Source organism: Halohasta sp. A2 (assembly GCF_056175805.1).
Genome location: NZ_JAQFWV010000002.1, coordinates 15,418 through 33,337, shown reverse-complemented (window position 1 = coordinate 33,337; position 17,920 = coordinate 15,418). Strand labels below are relative to the sequence as shown.

The window sequence follows — 17,920 nt, the reverse complement described above, 5'->3', positions numbered from 1 at the left end:
GCAGCGTTCGATTCTCGAGGAGGGCTCAGTCGGACTCCGAGCCCCGAACCTGGGCGATGTGGCTCATCGTGACCAGACCGATTCCGCCGATGACGTTGCCCACCGTCCCGACGCCGAGCAGCACGACCAGCGCGCCGATCGCGATGTCGGCTCCGAACAGCAGCCCCAGAAAGACGTGGAGGCCGGTGACGATGACGTGGTCGAACGGCCCGAGCGCCAACAGAAACCCGACGAGGTACGCCATCGTGATCTGACTGCCGACGCTGTCGACGGCCTCCAACATGAACGACAACAGCGAGACGAGCGCGCCGCCGACGATAGCGCTCGAAAACACCGCGAGCCTGTCACGGTGGACGATTTCGGTGGCGACTGTCGCCAACGCGTCTCCGGAGCCCGTCGGGAGCGCGCCGTCGACGGCGAACACGAGCGCGAACAGCCCGCCGCCGACGAAGTTGAATACGAACGTCACCACCCAGGGCCGGACGAGCGAACCGACGAGCCACGAGTCGTCGTGGTCGAACGCGGTCGCGACCGGATCGAAGAAGTTCTCGTTGAACAGTTCGGCGCGGCCGATGACGAGAAAGACGAGGCCAATTGCGAACGTCAGTGCCCCGGTAACCGTTGCCAGATCGCCGTACTGTGGCTTGATGAGCGCCTCGACCGCCCCGAGTGCAGCGATCCCGAAAACGATCGTAAAGCCCGCGATAAAACTCGTTGCGACGAGTTCGAGCGTCGACTGATCGAGCCGCCGCTGGCCCTCTTCGACCGCGCGGTGAAATATCTCGGCGGGTTCTGGGGCAACAGGCATAGCTCGGTAGTTCGGGTGAGGCATTCATAATGATCCGCCATTACTGGAGTAAGCCACAGCTATCGGGCATACCGACCGCCTGACTGCTCCTCGGTTTGGTATCGTCCCACTCGTTGTCGTCTGAAATTCAACGGTGACCGACCCACCGTCTTACGGTGGGCTTTTCAGGGGCGTCAGCCAGTTCGAACGTATGGAGCAAACGGACGTGCTCATCACGGGTGGGGCGGGGTTTATCGGCTCGAATCTCGCGAACCACCTCGTCGAGACCAACGAGGTGACCGTCGTCGACAACGGCTCGCTCGGCACGCCCGACAACCTCGCTTGCGACGTCGAGTATCACGACGCAACCGTGGTTTCCGACGAGCTACCGACAGCTGTCGACGTCGTGTTTCACCTCGCGGCGCTGTCGTCGTACGACATGCACGAAAACGCCCCATCGAGGGGCGCTCGGGTCAACGTCGAGGGATTCGTCAACACGGTCGAACAGGCCCGGAAAGACGGCTGTGAGACGTTTGTATACGCGTCGACGTCGTCGGTTTACGGCGATCGCACCGAGCCCACACCCGAGAATATGTCCGCGGTGGCCAACACGGCCTACGAGGCCTCGAAACTCGCGCGCGAACAGTACGCCGACTACTTTTCGACCCACTACGATCTCTCGCTGGCCGGGATGCGTCTGTTTTCGGTCTACCAGGGCTACAGCGGTGCTGAGGCCCACAAAGGCGAGTACGCCAACGTCATCTCGCAGTTCGCCGACGACATCGCCCACGGCCGACGACCGACGCTCTACGGCGACGGGTCTCAAACCCGGGATTTCACCCACGTCGACGATGTCGTCCGGGGACTGGTCCAGGTGGCCGACGCCCAGCTCGATGGCATCTACAATCTGGGAACCGGCGAGTCGTACTCGTTTAATACGGTCGTCGATCGGCTCAACGAGGCGCTCGGTCGACGGATCGAACCGGAATACGTTCCGAACCCGATTCCCGAGTCGGTGTACGTCCACGACACCTGTGCGGATATCACGAAACTCACCGAGGCAGTCGACTGGGAGCCGCAGGTCTCGTTCGACGCGGGTATCGACGCAGTCTGTGCCGGCTACACTGCCTAACGAACCCTCCTGCTTACTCGTCTTTGTCCCCGTCTCTGTCTCGGTCCCCGCCGACGCTGTTTTTCGGTCCGACTCGAATACGGAGCGCCTGCGGTCGTATCCCGATCTGGACGTGCTCGAAGGATCGGATCTCGCCATCGAGGCTGAACCGAATCGGTTCGTCAGTGTGTGCAGTTATTTCCAGGCCTGTGGTTTGGAACCCGGTGATGTGGCGGGTTTGCCTATCGAGCAGCCGCTGTTCGATGGCCTCGACGGTGGCTGTGGTTGTTGGCATCGTTTCGATGAGTTCGATATCGAGCCAGCCGTCTTCGGCGTTCGCCTGGCCGCCCGGTTTTCCGAATTGCCGCAGGTTCCCGACAACCACCGCGAGCGCCTCGCCCGTCCACGGTGTTTGATGGTCGACGCCTGTTTCCTGACCGTCAGCACCTGCGTCGACGGTGACCTCGAGGCCGTCGAACGACAGGCCTCGTTTGAGCCCGCCGATTAGGAACGCCAGCGAGCCGAACCGTTGTTTCAGTTCGCTGGTTGCCGCATCGCTCACGTCGGCTGGCAGTCCGGCGATCGCCGACATGACGAACGGCTCGCCGTTTCCGACGCCGAGATCGAGCCGTCTTGTCTCGCCGTCGACGGCGACCTCGAACCCCTCGCCCAAATTCTCGATCCCCAGATCGTCGGCGATGATGTTCTCGGTGCCGGCCGGGATCACACAGAGCGTCACGGCATCGAGCGCGTCGGCGGCGGCCAGGCCGACGACGGCTTCGTGGATGGTTCCGTCGCCGCCACACACCGCCAGCCGGTCGACGCCGTCTGCGGCCGCCTGGCTGGCCAACTCGTTCGCGTGGCCCCGCCGTTCGGTTTCGACGACCGGAAACTGGTGGAGCGTCGCCAGTCTGTGTACTGTGTCGACGTGGTCGCCGTGGCCACTGACGGGGTTGATGATGAGTCGACGCCGGTCGGCGGGGCTGTCTGAACCTGCGGTACTCATGGAGCAGTCGACGCGAGCGACACATAAGTAGCGTCCGGCAGCAATTTTATATCGCAGTATACGATTTATGAGCGGTCGACCGGCTTATGTTTATATACGCTTCTGGAACACGAAACCCATCGGCTCAGCGTCTCAAACGTGCTTCAACGACAGAATAAAAAAGCGGGTTAGAACGGGGCCTGCGGGCCTTCGTTGCTGTCGTCGCTCGTCTCGCCGGGGAACGACGGGCTCATCCCTTCGGTTTCGCCCATCTCGGGGCCGCCCATGCCGGTGTTGGCGTGCACTTCGTTGATCTCGGGGATCTCTTTGACCATCCGGGTTTTGATCGCCTGGATCGTCATCGGCGAGATGCCACAGCCCGAACACGCGCCGCCGAGTTGGATCTGTACCTCACCGGTTTCGGGGTCGAGGTACTCGATGGCGGCGCTGCCGCCGTGCATCTGAATCTGCGGGAAGTTCCGTCGCAGGAAGTTCACCACGCGGTCTTTGAGGTCCTCGTCCGACGCTGCTGAATCCGTACTCATAACTCCTTTTTGGAATGCAACAGGCTTAGGCCTTTGGTTGGCCTGTTCAGTCGGACAACCTGAACGTCCGCTGGAGCTCGGCATCGATCTCCTCTGCGTACTCCTCGAGCGTCTCTGCGAACGTCTCGCGGTCGACGACCACGCCCGTCAGCCGGTCGTACGGCTCGTTGGGAAGTTCGATGTCGAACCCTTCTCGATCCGGGTTGTAGAACGGCTCGCTCTCGTTGAGCACCTGCTGGTCGATCGCGTGGATCAGCGTCGAGTCGTAGCTGTCGTTCATCGTATTGAACGCGTTCTTGTACGCGCGCTGGAGTTGCGGAAAGTAGTTGGCGTACTTGTCTTCGAACTTCTCGGGGTCGAACTCGGTCATAGAAGCCGGTTGGCTACCGAATTAAAAAAGCGGCCGGTTCCCTAGTGATAAACCGAATACTGGGATATCGAATAGCTCCTAACGGGGGTGGCCGCTGTGGGATCGGTCAGTAGAAGCAAGCAGTGACCGGGCAACGGTAGTGGGAGTATGGTAGTGATCGCGAGACCACACTGAAGAAACGAGAGCCGAGCGTGGCACCGGGTCGGGGAATCGGTGGGGGGACCGGACAGATGACGACTGTGGGGGAGACGTCAGTTGAGACGACTGTGGGGGGACGTCAGTCGAGTCATGCTATCCCGGTACCTCATACAACAGTAGTGCTTCTTAGGGCAAAAGTACGGAACCTAATCGATTTGGTCATCACTGGATCTGATACTAATCAAGTTGTGCGCCTGTTTGTGTGGTCTTTTCAGCTCACCTCAATATTTTTAGCAGTAGTTTATCTCTGTATTGGATATGCGTCTGTCAGTTGGTTCGCGCTGGCTTCGATTCTCGTTGCTCTGTCGTACACTCGTTGCCCTCGGAATTCTTGGGACGTTCACGGTTGCGGTCACGCTCGTTGTGACCGTTATCGGCGGTCTCCTCGGGCTCGTGCTGTTCGGCCTGTTCGGTCGACTCGCCGAATTTCTCGTCGCTGTGCCACGGCTCTCGGCGTTTCTCCAGGTGTCACCGGCCGTGCTTGCAGTTAGTTCACTCGTAGCTACTATCCTCGTCGGCTGGGCCGTCCTCTACTCGCTTGCCGACCGAGTTAGCCAGCGATTCCCTCGGGCTCCGGTGGTCATTCTTTTCGTCTGGCTCGGCTGTCTGTACACGTTAGTGGTCGAGACCGTTGCGGTCCTCGAACGGCTGTTTTCCTCACTTGAACTGATGTTCTCCGGGTTGGTGGTGATCCTGTGTTTGGGTGCCGTGTTGGCGATCTGGTCGACGGTCGCTGCTGCGCGCCGCGAGGTCGGTACGCTCCGCGACCAACTTCTCGACGGTAGCGAGCCCGCTGCCGAGTCTCACTCATCGCTCGTCGAAACGACTCGTCGACTCGCCCAACAGGCCGACGTACCAGCCCCAACGCTTCGGATTACCGACTCCGACCGGCCCGAATCATTCACACTCGGCTCTGGCTCCGCGGCCGTGATCGTGGTCTCAACCGGTCTCATCGAGATCCTTTCCAATGAGGAAGTGACAGCCGTACTCGCCCACGAAGTAAGCCATCTCGTCAATGCAGATAGTCGGATCATGGGCTCGGTACTGATGCCAGTGTTGATGACCGAGGAGTTGATCGACGACAACCCCACCAAACCGGGCGACTACGTTTTGAACATCTGGCTCGGACTGCTCAAATGGTACGGGCAGTTCGGGGTGGCGATTCTCTCACGGGGACGCGAGTGGGCTGCCGATGCAGGCGCGGTCGCCCTCACCGGTTCGCCAGCGACGCTCGCTGTCGCCCTCGAAACCATCGATAAGCAGCGCCAGCGACCGTCGGTCGATCTCCGCGAATGGGAACAGTCGGTCGGCGCACTCGACATTCTGCCACCGAGTGACCGGGAACACGCGACCGGTCCGTTTCGGACCCATCCGTCGACCGAGCGTCGGATCGAATGCCTACGGCAGCGCGTGGCTGACGCCGAACGCTCGTAACACGGATACAAACGGACACTGGGTGAACAGTCGCACGGCGGTACTGTAAGAACCGTGGAGAGGAGCTGGATTCGTCCTGTAAAACCGGGGGAAGGAGGGGATTGCTGGCGTGGCAGAAGGGGGAATCCTGCCGAGCCAAATAGCGGGGCCAGCACAGCACCGGGTTAGGGGGGATGGTCGATCCACCGGCTGTGGGGGGAGACAGCCCGTGGGTGGTCCCGGTGCCTTACTACGTAGTATGGCCGTAGCGGGCAAAAAGATTGGACCTAACTGAGTTGGTATTCGCTCCAGACAGATAGTCAGGCCACTGGGTACAACGGTTCGGATGCCACCGCGTTCGAGCCCTTAGAACGGTTCCCACTGCGAGGGCGCTGAACTGCGGTCACGAACCCGCATCTCCCAGCCCTCATCGGTGGTCCGGGTGTCGACGACCGTGTCGAACGGGTCCAACAGGGTGTGGAGCGTGCGTTCGTCGTGCATCGTCGAGTTGATGACCGCGACAGTCAGCCAACCCTGGTTTCGGGTTCGACCCAACAGCACGCGGACGAACTGGTAGATCCGATCGGCATCCCAGTACATCAACAGCTGTGACAGGGAGTGGAGCCCCACTGCGATTTCGGAGTCCGACTCCCAGTTCTCGGCGAGTTCGGTGAACTTCACACCGAGTTCGGTAAGGTTCTTTGGCGACGAAGCGTACTTCGTCAGTTCGCTGTCGTCGACGTCGACGCCCCGTTCGCGGGTCACACAGTCGACGATGGCGACCGAATCGGGATCGCGACCGGTGGTCTCGGTGTAATCCGTGCGGACGCGCTCGGCGTCGTGGCCGGTCGAAAGCACGATCGCCTGCTGGCCTGCAGCGCCGAGAATGCGGTGCATGAGGTCATACTTCCCGCTCATCGGAGGGCCAGCAATGACGACGCTCTTCGAGTCAGTGAGCGTCGGCGCGAGCGGGAGTTCCTTTACGGACATGTGTTGTGGTGGGATCTCTGTAGGGGTGGGTGACTCACGTGCGTTTGGTGGGCAGGTGAGGGTCGCTGTCTCCAGACGGTACTGTCGCACTGCGGGGCCAACGGAGTGAACGAACGGATGGCTTACGCATTATCTTTACCATCCTTGGATAAAAACGATGGTTTGCCCAACGAGTCGGGCAGCCCTTCTGCCTGTCCGGCTCGGTTGAGCAGGTCGGCGGGCCCGAGTGCGTCCGGTATCCCGCCGTTGGCTCCCTCGCTTTTCGCCGTCGACGCGCGTGCGGAGTCAACGAGTTGACTCCATATCTCGTCCGACGCGCTGCCGGAGGCCTCCAACTGGAGCGCCTGGCTCCGGCCCTGGTCGAACGAGAGTTCGATGAGGCTTCGGTCGTACGAACTGTCGGCGGCGTCGGTCAGCTGGCCGTACTCCTCGCGGTGGTCGTAGCCACACGCCGCGGCCACACCGAGCGCGTAGGCACGTTCGACCGCCTCGTCTCGCGGGAGGTCCGTCCAGTCGACCGAGAACGTCGATTCGTACACGTTATTTCACCGGCGTTCCTGCCGTTATTTCGAGTCCGTTGGCTCCGAACGAGAGCGTATGGATCTCGGTGTTGGTGTCGGTCCCGCGCATTTTGATGACCTGGATTCCGCGGTGCATGCCGTCGTCCTCGTGGTAGTTGTGGAAGAAGACGACACCGTGAGCCAAAAAGTGCTCGTCGGCGTACGCCGATGGATCGGTCATCTCGGAGACCAACAGCGTCGTCGCCGAGGTACGTTTGATCGCGGTCAGAAACCGCATCAGCGTCGTCTCACTGTTATCGAACAGATACCGAAGCAACATCGTCGAATCGATGACGACCCGATCGATATCTCGGGAGTTGATAAAGCCCGCCAGCCGGTTCGTGACGTTCGTCCGATCCATCTTCTCGCCGGGGCCGCCGAAAAAGCGTCGACCCTCCGACGACAGCGCGTCGAGAAACGTGATCGAGTCGGATTCGAGCGCTTCTTCGAAGCCGAAATCGTACGACGCCATATCTGCAATAATCCCACTGCGCGTCTCATGCATACTCACGTAGAGGCTTGTCTCGCCAGCAGCCGCTCCCGACGCCATGAACTGTGCCGAAAACGTCGTTTTTCCGCTCCCCGGCGGACCGCTGAGTACGTACAGTCGGTCGGATGGAAAGCCGCCGTCGATGAGTGAATCGAAGCCATCGACGCCGCTTGAGACACGCATAAGACAACTGGTGGGGCTTTTCTAAATAAGCATTCCCGCCCAGTTCTCATAACTGAGAATAAAGCGGCGTCGATCACACGAACCGACGTGCGGTATCAACCGTATTATTGACTTAACATTCAGGATTGTTTATCACTCACTCACGATGTTTGGGTCGACCCAGACGACGAATTTGTCGTCGCCTTTGACGATACCGTGGACGTTTTCGTCGTTGGCAGTCGTCGTCTCGTCGACGTCGTCGGCCGTAATATCAGTGACTTGAAACACTTCGTCGACGATCCAGCCGATCGTCCCCTGGTCACCAACCGCGTCGGGATCAAAGACGATAATTCGGTTCCGTTCGCCCGTCTGGTCGATGTCGAAGACGGTTTTCGGATTGATGATCGAGGTTGTCCGGCCGCGAAGATCCATGACGCCCTCGACGTGCGCCGGCGAGTTCGGAATCCGTGTCAGCTGGCCAGCGTCGACGATCTCGTCGATGACGTCGATGTCCAGACAGTACGTCTCGTCGCCGAGACCGAACTCGAGAACCTGCGCACCGCCGCTTACACCGGTCGCGTCGTCCTCAGTGGACGGCTCGCTCTGTGCCATACGCCTTCTGTCGGGCTCGAATAGTTAACTCTGTCCAATAAATTATCAGCCATGATTATCGGGTCGGTGGGTTTATTCTCGGGGTTTATGTACGTTCTCACAATGTGGAGCAAGCCAACGCGAACCGAACGTCGGTCGGGCGAGCCTCGGCTGGGCGTTCGACTCTCGGCTTCGAGGTGGGGGTGATGCGCACGCCACGAACGGTCGTCGTCGACGACTCGCGGTTCATGCGCGGGTTGATAACCGACCTACTCGACGAGGGCGGGATTCCGGTCGTCGGCGAGGCCAAAGACGGCCAGGAGGCGTTGTCGGTGATCGCCGACACGAAGCCGGACGTCGTCACCATGGACCTCGAAATGCCGAAAATGAACGGTATCGAGGCTGTCGAGCGGATTATGGCCGACCAGCCGACGCCCGTACTCATGTTGAGTGCGTACACCGACGACGACGCCGAGGTCACCTTCGAGGCGCTCGAAAAGGGCGCGGTCGACTTCTTCGCCAAACCCGGCGGTGAGGTGTCGATGGGCGTCTCGCGGCTGGGCGATCAGCTGATCTCGACGATCCAGACGGTCGCCGACGCCGACCTCGAACGGGCCAGTCAGCTCGACCAGTCGACGCCAGCCACACCGGCGGCGACCTCCTCGTCGGCCAGTACGACCGGTCCAACCGGCAGCCCACGGGCCGACGCTAACGAGTTCGACGACACACGCACGGTCATCATCGGCTCGTCGACGGGCGGACCGAACGCGGTCGAACAGGTAATGGCCAACCTCCCGACCGGCGACTGTCGCGTTCTGATCGTCCAGCACATGCCCGAGGCGTTCACCTCGCGGTTTGCCGACCGGCTCGACGGGGCCAGCAGGTATGCGGTTCGCGAGGCCGAAGATGGGGCCCGAATCGGCGCTGGCGAGGCGCTGGTGGCAAAGGGAGGCAAACACCTCGAGATCACGAACTACCGTCGCGGCCGGATCCGTGTCGGCCTGATCGACGACGATCTCGGCCACTCGGTAATGCCGGCGGTCAACGTCACGATGGTGTCGGCCGCCGAGACGATCACCGATCCGCTGACGGGCGTGATTCTGACCGGAATGGGAGCCGACGGCGCGGAGGGGATCTGTGCGATTCAGGCTGCAGGCGGGCGGACGATCGCCCAAAACGAAGAGAGCTGTGTTATTTATGGAATGCCGAAACGAGCGGTCGAATCCGGCTGTATCGACACTGTCTGTCATCTCGACGACGTCGCGAAAACGATCAGCGAGCTGGTTTAAATGAGTGAAGAACACCGCAAAGCCTTCGTCGCCGAAAGCGAGGAGGGCATTACCGACCTCAACAATGCACTGTTAGCACTCGAATCGGATCCCTCGGACCCCGAGGCGATGGATCAGATCTTCCGGACGGCCCACACGCTGAAAGGCAACGGCGCGGCGATGGGCTACGAGTCGGTCAGCGATTTGGCCCACGAGATGGAAGACCTGCTCGACGAGATCCGTGCCGGAGAGATCGATATCTCGCCCGATCTCATGGATCTGCTGTTCGACGGCGTCGACTATCTCGGCGCGATGATCGACGACATCGCCGAGAGCGGCGAGACCTCGCTTGACGCCTCGGATATCGAGGCCGATCTCCGCGAGTTGATCGAAACCGGCACCGTCCCCGGCAGCGAGCCCGCCGGTGGTTCGGCTTCGGCCACGAGTGCTGCCGACGACGAAACCGCGACCACAACGACCGGCGACGGCTCGGTCGACTCGACCGCCGATCCACAGTCGGCCCCAACGCCCGCGCAGTCGACTGCCGCGGCCTCGGAGATCGAGTTGCCGGAGTCACTGGTCGACGCCGAGATCGATACCGGCCAGGCTGTCTTCCGGGCGACCGTCGGTCTCGGCGAATCAGCGATGCAGGGCGTCGACGCCATCTTCGTGTTGCAGGCAGTCGAGGACGCCTACGAGACGTTCGCTATCGAACCCGAGCGAGAAACGGTCGAAGAGGGCGAGTTCGACGAGACGTTCGACCTCTACCTGGTCGATTCGTCGGACGAGGCGATCGAAAGCGGCCTCGAGGCGCTCAGCAAGGTCGAATCGGTCACCGTCGTCCCGGCGACCACTGTGGTAGACGAGCCGATGACCGCCTCGGAGGCGGTCGGCCTGGAAGTCGGCCGGTCGGACACCGCGGACTCGACAGCCGATACAGACGCCACCGACAGTGACGACGGCGACTCGGCGGATGATTCGGACGACTCCTCGGATGGCCGGTCGGCACCGAACCGCTCGAAAAAGGACGGCACCAACATCGCCTCCGTGCGGGTCGACGTCGACCAGCTCGACGAACTGTACAGTCTGGTCGAACAGCTGGTGACGAGCCGGATCAAACTCCGCCGCGAGATGGAGGCTGCCGGAATGGATTCGGACAACCTCGACGAACTCGACAAGATCACCGCCAACCTCCAGAACACGGCGATGGATATGCGGCTGATCCCCCTGTCGAAGGTCGTCGACACCTTCCCACGACTTGTTCGGGATGTGGCCCGCGAGACGGGAAAGAAAGTCAACTTCAGCGTTTCGGGCTCGGATATCGAACTCGACCGAACCATCCTGACCGAGATCCGCGACCCCCTGATTCACATCCTGCGCAACGCAGTCGACCACGGGGTCGAACCACCCGAGAAACGAGAGGAGGTCGGCAAAGCGCCAACCGGCTCGGTGTCGCTGACCGCGACACGCGAGCGCGATCACGTCACCATCGAGGTCGCCGACGACGGGGCGGGCCTCGACAAGGAGATACTCAAGGAGAAAGCCATCGAGAAGGGTGTCAAAACCCGAAAGGAACTGGAGCTAATGGACGACCAGGAGATCTACGAGCTCATCTTCCACCCCGGCTTTTCGACCGCCGAGGAGGTCACCGACGTCAGTGGCCGTGGCGTCGGGATGGACGTCGTCCACAACACGGTCAAACAGCTCGACGGAACGGTGACCGTCGACAGCGAACTCGGCGAAGGAACTGTCGTTCGGCTCCGACTCCCGGTGACGGTGGCGATTGTCAAAGTGATGTTCGTCGAGATTGGCGGCACCGAGTACGGCATTCCGGTCAAAAACATCGCCGAGGTAACCCGCGCGAGGGCGATCAGCGAGACCAACGGCAAGGAGATCATCGAACACGACGACGACATCTACCCCGTGCTCCGGCTCAGTGACGTGCTCAACGAGCCCAGCAGCGTCAACGGCGACGGAATGCTGCTGCGGATCAGGGACGAAAAACGCCGGGTCGCACTCCACTGTGACCGCGTTATCGACCAAGAAGAGGTTGTGGTCAAACCGCTCGAAGGCGTTCTGAGCGGGATTCCGGGGCTTAGCGGCACGGCCGTCCTGGGCGACGGTGACGTGGTCGCAGTGCTCGACGTGGTGACGCTATGACCATCGCCGACACCGACGGTTTTCTGCGCGTCATCAGCCATATTCAGGACGAGGTCGACTTCGAGCCCGAGTACTACAACGAGGCGTATCTCGACCGGCGGATCAGCGCCCGAATGCGTCGCCAAAGCGTCGACAGCTACGACGCGTATCTATCGGCTCTCACGGACAATCCCGACGAGAAGGAGGCGCTAATGGACTCGCTGACGATCAACGTCACCAACTTCTTCCGGAATGGCAAGATGTGGGAGGCGTTGCGGCCGGTCCTCCGCACGCTGACCGATGACAACTCCAGGGTCAAAGCCTGGAGTGCGCCCTGTGCGGACGGCCGCGAGCCCTACTCGCTGTATATGCTCGCGCTCGATGACCGAAAGATCGACGCCTCGCGGCTCTCGGTGATCGGCACCGATATCAGCGACGAGGCGCTCGAAAACGCTCGCGCGGGCACGTACACTACCACCCGAACCACTGATATCGGCGAGGAGCTGAGCCTGCTCGACAGCCCCGACCAGTACGTCGACGTTTCGGACAACGAGTTCACGGTCAAACCCGAGATCCGCCGCGAGATCTGTTTCGAGCGCCACGATCTGGTCCAAGACGGCCCCAAACGCAACTACGATCTGATCTTCTGTCGAAATTTGCTCATTTATATCGACAGCGAGTACAAGCTGCCGGTGTTCGACACGCTCACGTCCTCGCTTCGGACCGGCGGCTATCTCGTCGTCGGGATGACCGAAACCGTCCCCCAAGAGATCCGCGGCGATTTCGAGCCGGTCGACAAGCGGTGTCGGATCTACCGCTACACGCCGGAGGAGCCGTAGGTATGTCGCTCTACCATCTCGCGCGCGATGGTGATCTCGACGGCCTGCGTGATCTGCTTTTGGAGAGCGACAGTCCCGCGGTTCGCGCCCGGTCGGCCAGCCTGGTTGGCGAGGTCGCCGACACCTCGGATACCGACTCGATCGAGGCGCTCGTCTCGGTGTCAGTGACCGACGACAACGAGGAGGTGCGGTCGGCCGCGGTCGACGGGCTCGACAAGATCGGTGCGGAGGCGGTCGAACAGCTGTTGATCAAAATCACCGGGTCGAAGATTCGCGAGGGTGCCGACTGGGCGACCGCCAAGAAGTTCGCCGACGCGCTGACGTCCGATGTCCCCGAACTCCGCATGGCGGCCGCCAGCGCGCTCGGCCAGCTCGGCGAGGCGTCGGCAATTCCGTCGCTCGTCAATGCGCTTTCGGACGAGAACCCACAGGTCAGGATTCGATGCTGTGCGGCGCTCGGGGTACTCGATCACCCACGGGCGGTACCGGCGCTGATCGAACGGCTTTCGGACCCCAGCGGTGACGTCCGCCACGAGGCGGCGGTCGCGCTGGCGTCGATTGGCTCCGATCAAGCACTGTCGGCGCTGTTGGAGATGCTCGACGATCCGAACACCGCGATTCGGCGGATCGCTGCCTCCTCGCTCGGCCAGGCTGGCTCCGTCGCGGCCGTCCAGCCACTGGCCGACGCGCTGGCCGACGAGAGTTCGGCCGTCCGCAGCGCGGCGGTGTTTTCGATCATCGAACTGTTGTCGAACGCGCCGACCCAACAGAGCCACCAGATCCGCGAGACGGTGGTTTCGGAGCTCAAAGACTCCGACGCCGCCACCGTTCGGCCGCTGGTCGAGATTCTCGACGAGAGTAATCAGCGCCGACAGCGGCGCAACGCGGCCTGGTTTCTGGGCCGCGTCGTCTCCGAGCCCGACCCCGAGACGATCGAGGTGCTCGTCGACGCGCTCGAAAGCGACGACAGCGCGACCGCACAGTTCGCCGCGACCAGCCTCTCGGAGATGGGCGGCACGCCCGTCGAGACGCGGCTCCTCGAGTTCGTCTCCGAAAGCGGGGTCGACGAGGCGCGCGCGAAAGCCGTCTACGTGCTCGGCCAGATCGGCGGCCAGCGGTCGGCCGACAAAATCCAAAAACTCACCGAGGACGACAGCAAACAGGTGCGCAAGCGTGCCTTTGCGGCCGTCTCGAAGTTCCGGGGGCGACAGTGAACACTAAGGTACCCCATTTCCAATGGTCTGTCACGACTGCCGGTTGGGGGGAGTGACAAGGCATGAGTGAGAGCGAGTACAAAATACTTGATACCAAAGGACGGTTCGCCCAGGCCGTCAAGGACGGCCGGACGATCAACGACGTTTCGTGGACACAGGGCCGGATTCTGCTGTCGAACCGTCGGATCATCCTCGCGAGTAACGATGGCAAGCGGACGATTCCGCTGCAGAAAATCCAGGGTCTCGGCGGTCGACACGATCCGAACCAGACGATCGCACAGGTTTCGAGCTATCTGAGCCTCAAAATCGACAACAACGTGCTGTTGATTTCGGCGGCCGACCACGAGGAGTTCCAACGCTCGATTTATCAATCGATGCTGGATCAGAAGGTCGCCCAGGCCAAACACCCAGCGGTCGCAGGCGGCGTCGTCCAGGACACTGAGTGGGAGAAAGCCCGCCTGAAAGTCGAAGACGACGCCATCGCCGCGGCCTTGAAAAGCGGCTCGTTTGTCCGGCTGGATCTCGACGACATCAGCGCGGTCGAGGCCGAACAGCGAACGGTCGACGGCGAAAAGCGGGTCGTCATTCAGGTCACCCACGTCGAAGGCGAAACCAGCGTCCAGACGCATCTGACCGGCCCCAAACGCATCTGTATGTTCCTCCAGTCGTTCCTCGCCGAGGGCGAACGCCGCAGCCAGACCAACGTCGACCTCTCGGAGTCCGATAAGGAAGTGCTGATGGCCCTGTACTCGGGGGTTTCGCCGTTCGAGATCCCCTCGTTTCTCGGCATGGACGTCGACCGGGTCGAATCGGTGTTCGAGCGACTGGTCGAACTCGATATCGTCGAAGAAGTCCGGGTTCGCCGCGAAGTCACGCTTAACTCGCGTGGCCGCAACATCGCCAGCGAAGCGATGAACGACCAGTGACGCCGCATTTCTATGTATAACACCGCGTCTCTCTTTATAAAGCCGCTATAACACTGCGTCTCTGTTTATAAATCTGCTCTCCGTTTATCTCGTATCGAGCGCCGCGAGTCGACGTCGGATCGCCGCGACTCCCGGGTATCCCTCGCGCTGCCAGACGAGCCCCGCGACCGCCGCGAGAGCGAACTCCGAGAGGAAGTACGGATCATCGAGCGAGTCAAGCAACAGCGCCACGATCGTCGGCGCACCGTCGGGGTAGGGTTCGAGCGCGAGCAAGGGCCAGACCAGCATCGCCGGATCGGCCGCTCCCCACACCACCGGCAGCGTGTCGACCGCCAGATGCGAGAGCGCGCCGATTGCGAACGCCAGGCCGTATTCGGGGCGGTCGACGCGTGCCGAGAGCCACCAACCGACCGCCACTACCGGTCCGATCAGCAACAACGAGTGGGCCAGACTCCGGCCGGTCGGCAGCACCCCCAGATACCACGCCAGCGGTTTGTCGATCAGATCGGGGAGCTGGCTCCCGAAAAGGAGGGCAACGATACTGAGATCCGGCAGTGGGCTCGTCCGGCGGGTGCGACCGTAGCCGACCGCACAGAGATAGGCGACCGCGGCGTGTCCAAGTGGCCACATCGTGTGTTCAGAGCTCTTCGACGCTCATAATCTCGTTGTTCGGGTTCTCAGTTCGACAGTCCAGCGACGAATCCACGGCCCCGCTACCACTCCAACGACCACCGCATACAGGACCACGAGATGGGCAGTGAGCGTCGACATCGACGCCAGTGACTGCAACAGCGGAACGGCGAGCACGCTGAGGATATAGCCCGCCAGCAGCGAAAATGCCGCCCCCAACAGGGCACAGAAGAAAGCGAGTCCGACGGCAGCCACGATAGGCTCGCCCACCGAGAGCAGAAGGACTGTGGCCAACAGCTCTGTCGGGACGATCGTCCACTCTATGACACCGACGATACCGCCGACCGTCGCCACGAGCACGATTGTCCGTACGAACAGCCGCAGTCCGACCATCGAGCCGTCGACGACGGCACCGACCCCCGCCCGGAGCTCGCCCGGCAATGGCTCGGTCGAGCCGGGCACCCTCCTGGTGAACGGACCGAGGGCACAGCCCACGACGGCCACCAGACAGCCCGCGACCAGTGCAGGTCCGAGCGGTCGACCCATCCCCACACCCACCACGGCAATCACAGCGAAGGGCACCCCGACGATGATTGCGGGTCCACCCCACTCGGCGTCGTCGAGGGTCGGTCGCCCGCTGGTGGCCGACGAGACCACCCACGCCAGTGCCAGCGGCCCTGCCGCCGCGCCGCCGACAGTTAAATACGGGGTCCCGCTCGCCTGCCACGCGATTAGCACGGCCACACAGCCGAGCGCCAGCAGCGAGCGTCTCGACCGCCCGTCGACCCATCGGTCACACGCGCCAGTTGCCCGCCAGAGTCCGACCAGCAGACAGACCGGTGCGAACCACACCGCGGTCGCCTGCGTCAGCGGGCCGTAGACGCCCGCGTGCCCGACCACCAGCGTCTCGACGACCGCCTGCGGCGACCCACTCGCCGCGGTGGCGCCGATACCGAGGGCCGCGACCAGCCCCGCGGTGGCACCGTAGAGACGCCCGAAGAGAGTGAACAGACAGCCAGCCAGCAGCACAGCCGCGACGAGCGTGGTCGACGTGATCGGTGTGAGTGTCGACTGGCTGGCCGTGCTGTCGAGAGACACTGCGAGTACAACCGACGCTGCGGTGAGTCCGACCAGACAACCGATCCAGAGGAGTCGCTCGGCCCACGGCCAGCGATCAGCCGACGGCCAGCGAACAGTCCACGGCCAGCGATCGCCCCACGACTCGTGGCGTCCGTTGTTCGAGTTGGTCTCGCTGTCGACCGATCCCGACCGATCGCCGAACAGTGTCGCCACGATCCCGAGGCCAACGGCGAGTCCGACGACGGCGACCGTGTACGGCTCGGTGCCGATGGGTCGAACCCAGACGTATATCCCAACGGCGACCCACAGCAATCCCGTCGCCAGCCGAACCCCACGTCGACCGACTCCGACGAACAGTCCGTGGTCGTCGTGCTGGTCGCTCTGGATGGTCGTCTCGCTGCGAACGCGCTGGTCAGTCGGCTGCATCACCGACTCTCCAGTCGTCGTCCCAGCCATCGAGTTCTTCGAACACCGAGACGACGCCCTCGTGGACCGGATGGGCCCGCATAACGCTCTGGGCGAGCGTTTCAGGATCCGAGTGATCGAGCGCCACCCCGTCGACCGTCCGGATCGTCTCGGTGTGTTCGTGGGCGATCCACACCAGTTCGGCGACCGCTTCGCTGTCGGCTTCGCGTGAAACGAGCCACTGGAGCGCCACCGACCAGCCGTCGACCGAGTCGGCCAACTCGGCGCGCTCCCAGCCGGTCGGCTCGATCTCGGCGCTGGCCGCTGTCGGTATCTCGTCGATGGCTTCGCCGAACGCATCGCCAGGGTCGACCGTGCTGAGTCGCTGGCCAGCGCGCTCGTCGATCTGTCGACACCACGGTGCCAGCTCACGACCGTTACGTTCGACCCCGACGACGACGTCGATCTCGTCGTCGAGCGCCGCCGCGACCTGTTCGCGTGGCCGGTTGTCGATTCTATCTTCCTCCCACTGGTCGGCCTCACCGAGGAGTCGTTCGGTCGCCAGTCGGCTCGGCTCTCCGGGTTGGCCGGGATACAGGGTTTGGTCGTCGAGGTCATCGATCGAGTCGACCTCGTCGCCCACGGTCAGCCAGTAGTGATCGAGTCGGCCGTAGGCGAACCCCTGGTGGGGGAGTTCGTCGATCGGATCGAGATCGAATACGCCGCGGTCTTCGTACGCGCGGTGGACGGTCGGGTTGTCGCCGGCGACGATCGAGTGGTCACCCGCGCTGGCGGCGTACAGCCGTTCGCTCGCGCCCTCGACCGATTCGACGCCCAGTGTGAGATCGTCGCTGTGGCGGTCGACAGCGACCGAGAGCGCACGTCCGGCGCGATGGCTTCGGCTGTCGCTGGGGCCGACAGCGAGACTGAGTCGCTGGCTGTCGCCGCCGAGACAGCCCAGCGTCGTGCCCGCAGCGAGCGTCGACACCCCGGCGAGAACCTGTCTGCGTGACAGATCGGCACGAGCCGCTCGGCGTGAGTGCCCGGATGGTGGTGGCATTTCCCTGCGCTTTCGTGCCACCGTACAATGGTATATACACCTTACTCCGGTTTGGCTACCGGACGGTTGTGGTAATGGCTCCCGTTGGGAGAAGTAGGGAACTGATTGGAACGCCAGAGCGAACTTGCTCGCTGACAGTCAGCGTTTCAAAAACAGA

18 protein-coding genes are annotated in these 17,920 nt (G+C 62.4%); 7 read left to right on the top strand and 11 right to left on the bottom strand.

The features are described 5' to 3' along the window. Nucleotides 1–25: 25 nt before the first annotated feature. Nucleotides 26–808: a formate/nitrite transporter family protein gene (locus tag O2S87_RS01005; RefSeq protein WP_475406935.1), complete on the bottom strand. Its 783-nt coding sequence runs from the start codon at nucleotides 806–808 to the stop codon at nucleotides 26–28. A gap of 190 nt (nucleotides 809–998) precedes the next feature. Between O2S87_RS01005 and O2S87_RS01000 the strand changes: the two genes are divergently transcribed. Beyond that, nucleotides 999–1,919: an NAD-dependent epimerase/dehydratase family protein gene (locus O2S87_RS01000; protein WP_475406934.1), complete on the top strand. Its 921-nt coding sequence runs from the start codon at nucleotides 999–1,001 to the stop codon at nucleotides 1,917–1,919. Between the two features lie 13 nt (nucleotides 1,920–1,932). Here the strand turns inward: O2S87_RS01000 and O2S87_RS00995 are convergent, their stop codons facing one another. The 3 genes from O2S87_RS00995 to O2S87_RS00985 all read right to left on the bottom strand — a co-directional run bounded on the left by O2S87_RS00995 (nucleotide 1,933) and on the right by O2S87_RS00985 (nucleotide 3,798). Then, nucleotides 1,933–2,904, bottom strand: a complete 972-nt coding sequence (locus O2S87_RS00995) for a diacylglycerol/lipid kinase family protein (RefSeq protein ID WP_475406933.1) — start codon at nucleotides 2,902–2,904, stop codon at nucleotides 1,933–1,935. A 167-nt stretch (nucleotides 2,905–3,071) separates the two neighbouring features. Next, nucleotides 3,072–3,428, bottom strand: coding sequence for a NifU family protein (locus O2S87_RS00990; protein WP_475406932.1), 357 nt, complete (start codon nucleotides 3,426–3,428; stop codon nucleotides 3,072–3,074). 46 nt (nucleotides 3,429–3,474) lie between these two features. Then, entirely contained in the window at nucleotides 3,475–3,798 is a 324-nt protein-coding gene (locus O2S87_RS00985) for a DUF5783 family protein (protein ID WP_475406931.1), read from the bottom strand. A 456-nt stretch (nucleotides 3,799–4,254) separates the two neighbouring features. Between O2S87_RS00985 and O2S87_RS00980 the strand changes: the two genes are divergently transcribed. Beyond that, on the top strand, nucleotides 4,255–5,430 hold the full coding sequence (locus O2S87_RS00980) for a M48 family metallopeptidase (RefSeq protein ID WP_475406930.1): 1,176 nt from the start codon (nucleotides 4,255–4,257) through the stop codon (nucleotides 5,428–5,430). 345 nt (nucleotides 5,431–5,775) lie between these two features. Here the strand turns inward: O2S87_RS00980 and O2S87_RS00975 are convergent, their stop codons facing one another. The 4 genes from O2S87_RS00975 to O2S87_RS00960 form a co-directional block, all read right to left on the bottom strand. Then, on the bottom strand, nucleotides 5,776–6,399 hold the full coding sequence (locus O2S87_RS00975; protein ID WP_475406929.1) for a DUF7504 family protein: 624 nt from the start codon (nucleotides 6,397–6,399) through the stop codon (nucleotides 5,776–5,778). 122 nt (nucleotides 6,400–6,521) lie between these two features. Further along, nucleotides 6,522–6,938 (bottom strand): DUF8057 family protein, encoded by a 417-nt coding sequence (locus O2S87_RS00970; RefSeq protein ID WP_475406928.1) that lies wholly within the window; start codon nucleotides 6,936–6,938, stop codon nucleotides 6,522–6,524. A 1-nt stretch (nucleotide 6,939) separates the two neighbouring features. After that, complete coding sequence (locus O2S87_RS00965) at nucleotides 6,940–7,632, bottom strand: RAD55 family ATPase (protein WP_475406927.1); 693 nt, start codon at nucleotides 7,630–7,632, stop codon at nucleotides 6,940–6,942. A 132-nt stretch (nucleotides 7,633–7,764) separates the two neighbouring features. Next, nucleotides 7,765–8,223, bottom strand: coding sequence for a chemotaxis protein CheW (locus O2S87_RS00960; protein ID WP_475406926.1), 459 nt, complete (start codon nucleotides 8,221–8,223; stop codon nucleotides 7,765–7,767). A gap of 185 nt (nucleotides 8,224–8,408) precedes the next feature. Here O2S87_RS00960 and cheB point away from each other — a divergent pair, with 185 nt between their 5' ends. The 5 genes from cheB to O2S87_RS00935 all read left to right on the top strand — a co-directional run bounded on the left by cheB (nucleotide 8,409) and on the right by O2S87_RS00935 (nucleotide 14,588). After that, nucleotides 8,409–9,491 carry a chemotaxis-specific protein-glutamate methyltransferase CheB gene (cheB, locus tag O2S87_RS00955; RefSeq protein WP_475407032.1) on the top strand — a complete coding sequence of 361 codons (1,083 nt, stop codon included), beginning with the start codon at nucleotides 8,409–8,411 and terminating at the stop codon, nucleotides 9,489–9,491. Further along, nucleotides 9,492–11,630: an ATP-binding protein gene (locus tag O2S87_RS00950; RefSeq protein WP_475406925.1), complete on the top strand. Its 2,139-nt coding sequence runs from the start codon at nucleotides 9,492–9,494 to the stop codon at nucleotides 11,628–11,630. Further along, complete coding sequence (locus O2S87_RS00945; RefSeq protein WP_475406924.1) at nucleotides 11,627–12,448, top strand: CheR family methyltransferase; 822 nt, start codon at nucleotides 11,627–11,629, stop codon at nucleotides 12,446–12,448. Before O2S87_RS00950 ends, O2S87_RS00945 begins: the two co-directional genes overlap by 4 nt. A gap of 2 nt (nucleotides 12,449–12,450) precedes the next feature. Further along, on the top strand, nucleotides 12,451–13,662 hold the full coding sequence (locus O2S87_RS00940) for a HEAT repeat domain-containing protein (RefSeq protein ID WP_475406923.1): 1,212 nt from the start codon (nucleotides 12,451–12,453) through the stop codon (nucleotides 13,660–13,662). A 62-nt stretch (nucleotides 13,663–13,724) separates the two neighbouring features. Then, nucleotides 13,725–14,588, top strand: coding sequence for a CheF family chemotaxis protein (locus O2S87_RS00935; RefSeq protein WP_475406922.1), 864 nt, complete (start codon nucleotides 13,725–13,727; stop codon nucleotides 14,586–14,588). An 84-nt stretch (nucleotides 14,589–14,672) separates the two neighbouring features. Here O2S87_RS00935 and O2S87_RS00930 read toward each other — a convergent pair whose 3' ends face one another. From O2S87_RS00930 to O2S87_RS00920, 3 genes are read right to left on the bottom strand one after another with little or no spacing between them, the layout of a single operon-like run. Then, nucleotides 14,673–15,218 carry a metal-dependent hydrolase gene (locus O2S87_RS00930; protein ID WP_475406921.1) on the bottom strand — a complete coding sequence of 182 codons (546 nt, stop codon included), beginning with the start codon at nucleotides 15,216–15,218 and terminating at the stop codon, nucleotides 14,673–14,675. 24 nt (nucleotides 15,219–15,242) lie between these two features. After that, on the bottom strand, nucleotides 15,243–16,754 hold the full coding sequence (locus O2S87_RS00925; RefSeq protein ID WP_475406920.1) for a hypothetical protein: 1,512 nt from the start codon (nucleotides 16,752–16,754) through the stop codon (nucleotides 15,243–15,245). Continuing rightward, entirely contained in the window at nucleotides 16,711–17,763 is a 1,053-nt protein-coding gene (locus tag O2S87_RS00920; RefSeq protein WP_475406919.1) for a TAXI family TRAP transporter solute-binding subunit, read from the bottom strand. The genes O2S87_RS00925 and O2S87_RS00920 overlap by 44 nt, the downstream gene beginning before the upstream one ends. Nucleotides 17,764–17,920: the final 157 nt, after the last annotated feature.

Coding starts and splice junctions, on each gene's coding strand:
- O2S87_RS00950 (WP_475406925.1), top strand. CDS start 9,492: ATGAGTGAAGAACACCGCAAAGCCTTCGTCGCCGAAAGCGAGGAGGGC.
- cheB (WP_475407032.1), top strand. CDS start 8,409: ATGCGCACGCCACGAACGGTCGTCGTCGACGACTCGCGGTTCATGCGC.
- O2S87_RS00965 (WP_475406927.1), bottom strand. CDS start 7,632: ATGCGTGTCTCAAGCGGCGTCGATGGCTTCGATTCACTCATCGACGGC.
- O2S87_RS00920 (WP_475406919.1), bottom strand. CDS start 17,763: ATGCCACCACCATCCGGGCACTCACGCCGAGCGGCTCGTGCCGATCTG.
- O2S87_RS00980 (WP_475406930.1), top strand. CDS start 4,255: ATGCGTCTGTCAGTTGGTTCGCGCTGGCTTCGATTCTCGTTGCTCTGT.
- O2S87_RS00985 (WP_475406931.1), bottom strand. CDS start 3,798: ATGACCGAGTTCGACCCCGAGAAGTTCGAAGACAAGTACGCCAACTAC.
- O2S87_RS00995 (WP_475406933.1), bottom strand. CDS start 2,904: ATGAGTACCGCAGGTTCAGACAGCCCCGCCGACCGGCGTCGACTCATC.
- O2S87_RS00975 (WP_475406929.1), bottom strand. CDS start 6,399: ATGTCCGTAAAGGAACTCCCGCTCGCGCCGACGCTCACTGACTCGAAG.
- O2S87_RS01000 (WP_475406934.1), top strand. CDS start 999: ATGGAGCAAACGGACGTGCTCATCACGGGTGGGGCGGGGTTTATCGGC.
- O2S87_RS01005 (WP_475406935.1), bottom strand. CDS start 808: ATGCCTGTTGCCCCAGAACCCGCCGAGATATTTCACCGCGCGGTCGAA.
- O2S87_RS00990 (WP_475406932.1), bottom strand. CDS start 3,428: ATGAGTACGGATTCAGCAGCGTCGGACGAGGACCTCAAAGACCGCGTG.
- O2S87_RS00940 (WP_475406923.1), top strand. CDS start 12,451: ATGTCGCTCTACCATCTCGCGCGCGATGGTGATCTCGACGGCCTGCGT.
- O2S87_RS00945 (WP_475406924.1), top strand. CDS start 11,627: ATGACCATCGCCGACACCGACGGTTTTCTGCGCGTCATCAGCCATATT.
- O2S87_RS00925 (WP_475406920.1), bottom strand. CDS start 16,754: ATGGCTGGGACGACGACTGGAGAGTCGGTGATGCAGCCGACTGACCAG.
- O2S87_RS00935 (WP_475406922.1), top strand. CDS start 13,725: ATGAGTGAGAGCGAGTACAAAATACTTGATACCAAAGGACGGTTCGCC.
- O2S87_RS00960 (WP_475406926.1), bottom strand. CDS start 8,223: ATGGCACAGAGCGAGCCGTCCACTGAGGACGACGCGACCGGTGTAAGC.
- O2S87_RS00930 (WP_475406921.1), bottom strand. CDS start 15,218: ATGTGGCCACTTGGACACGCCGCGGTCGCCTATCTCTGTGCGGTCGGC.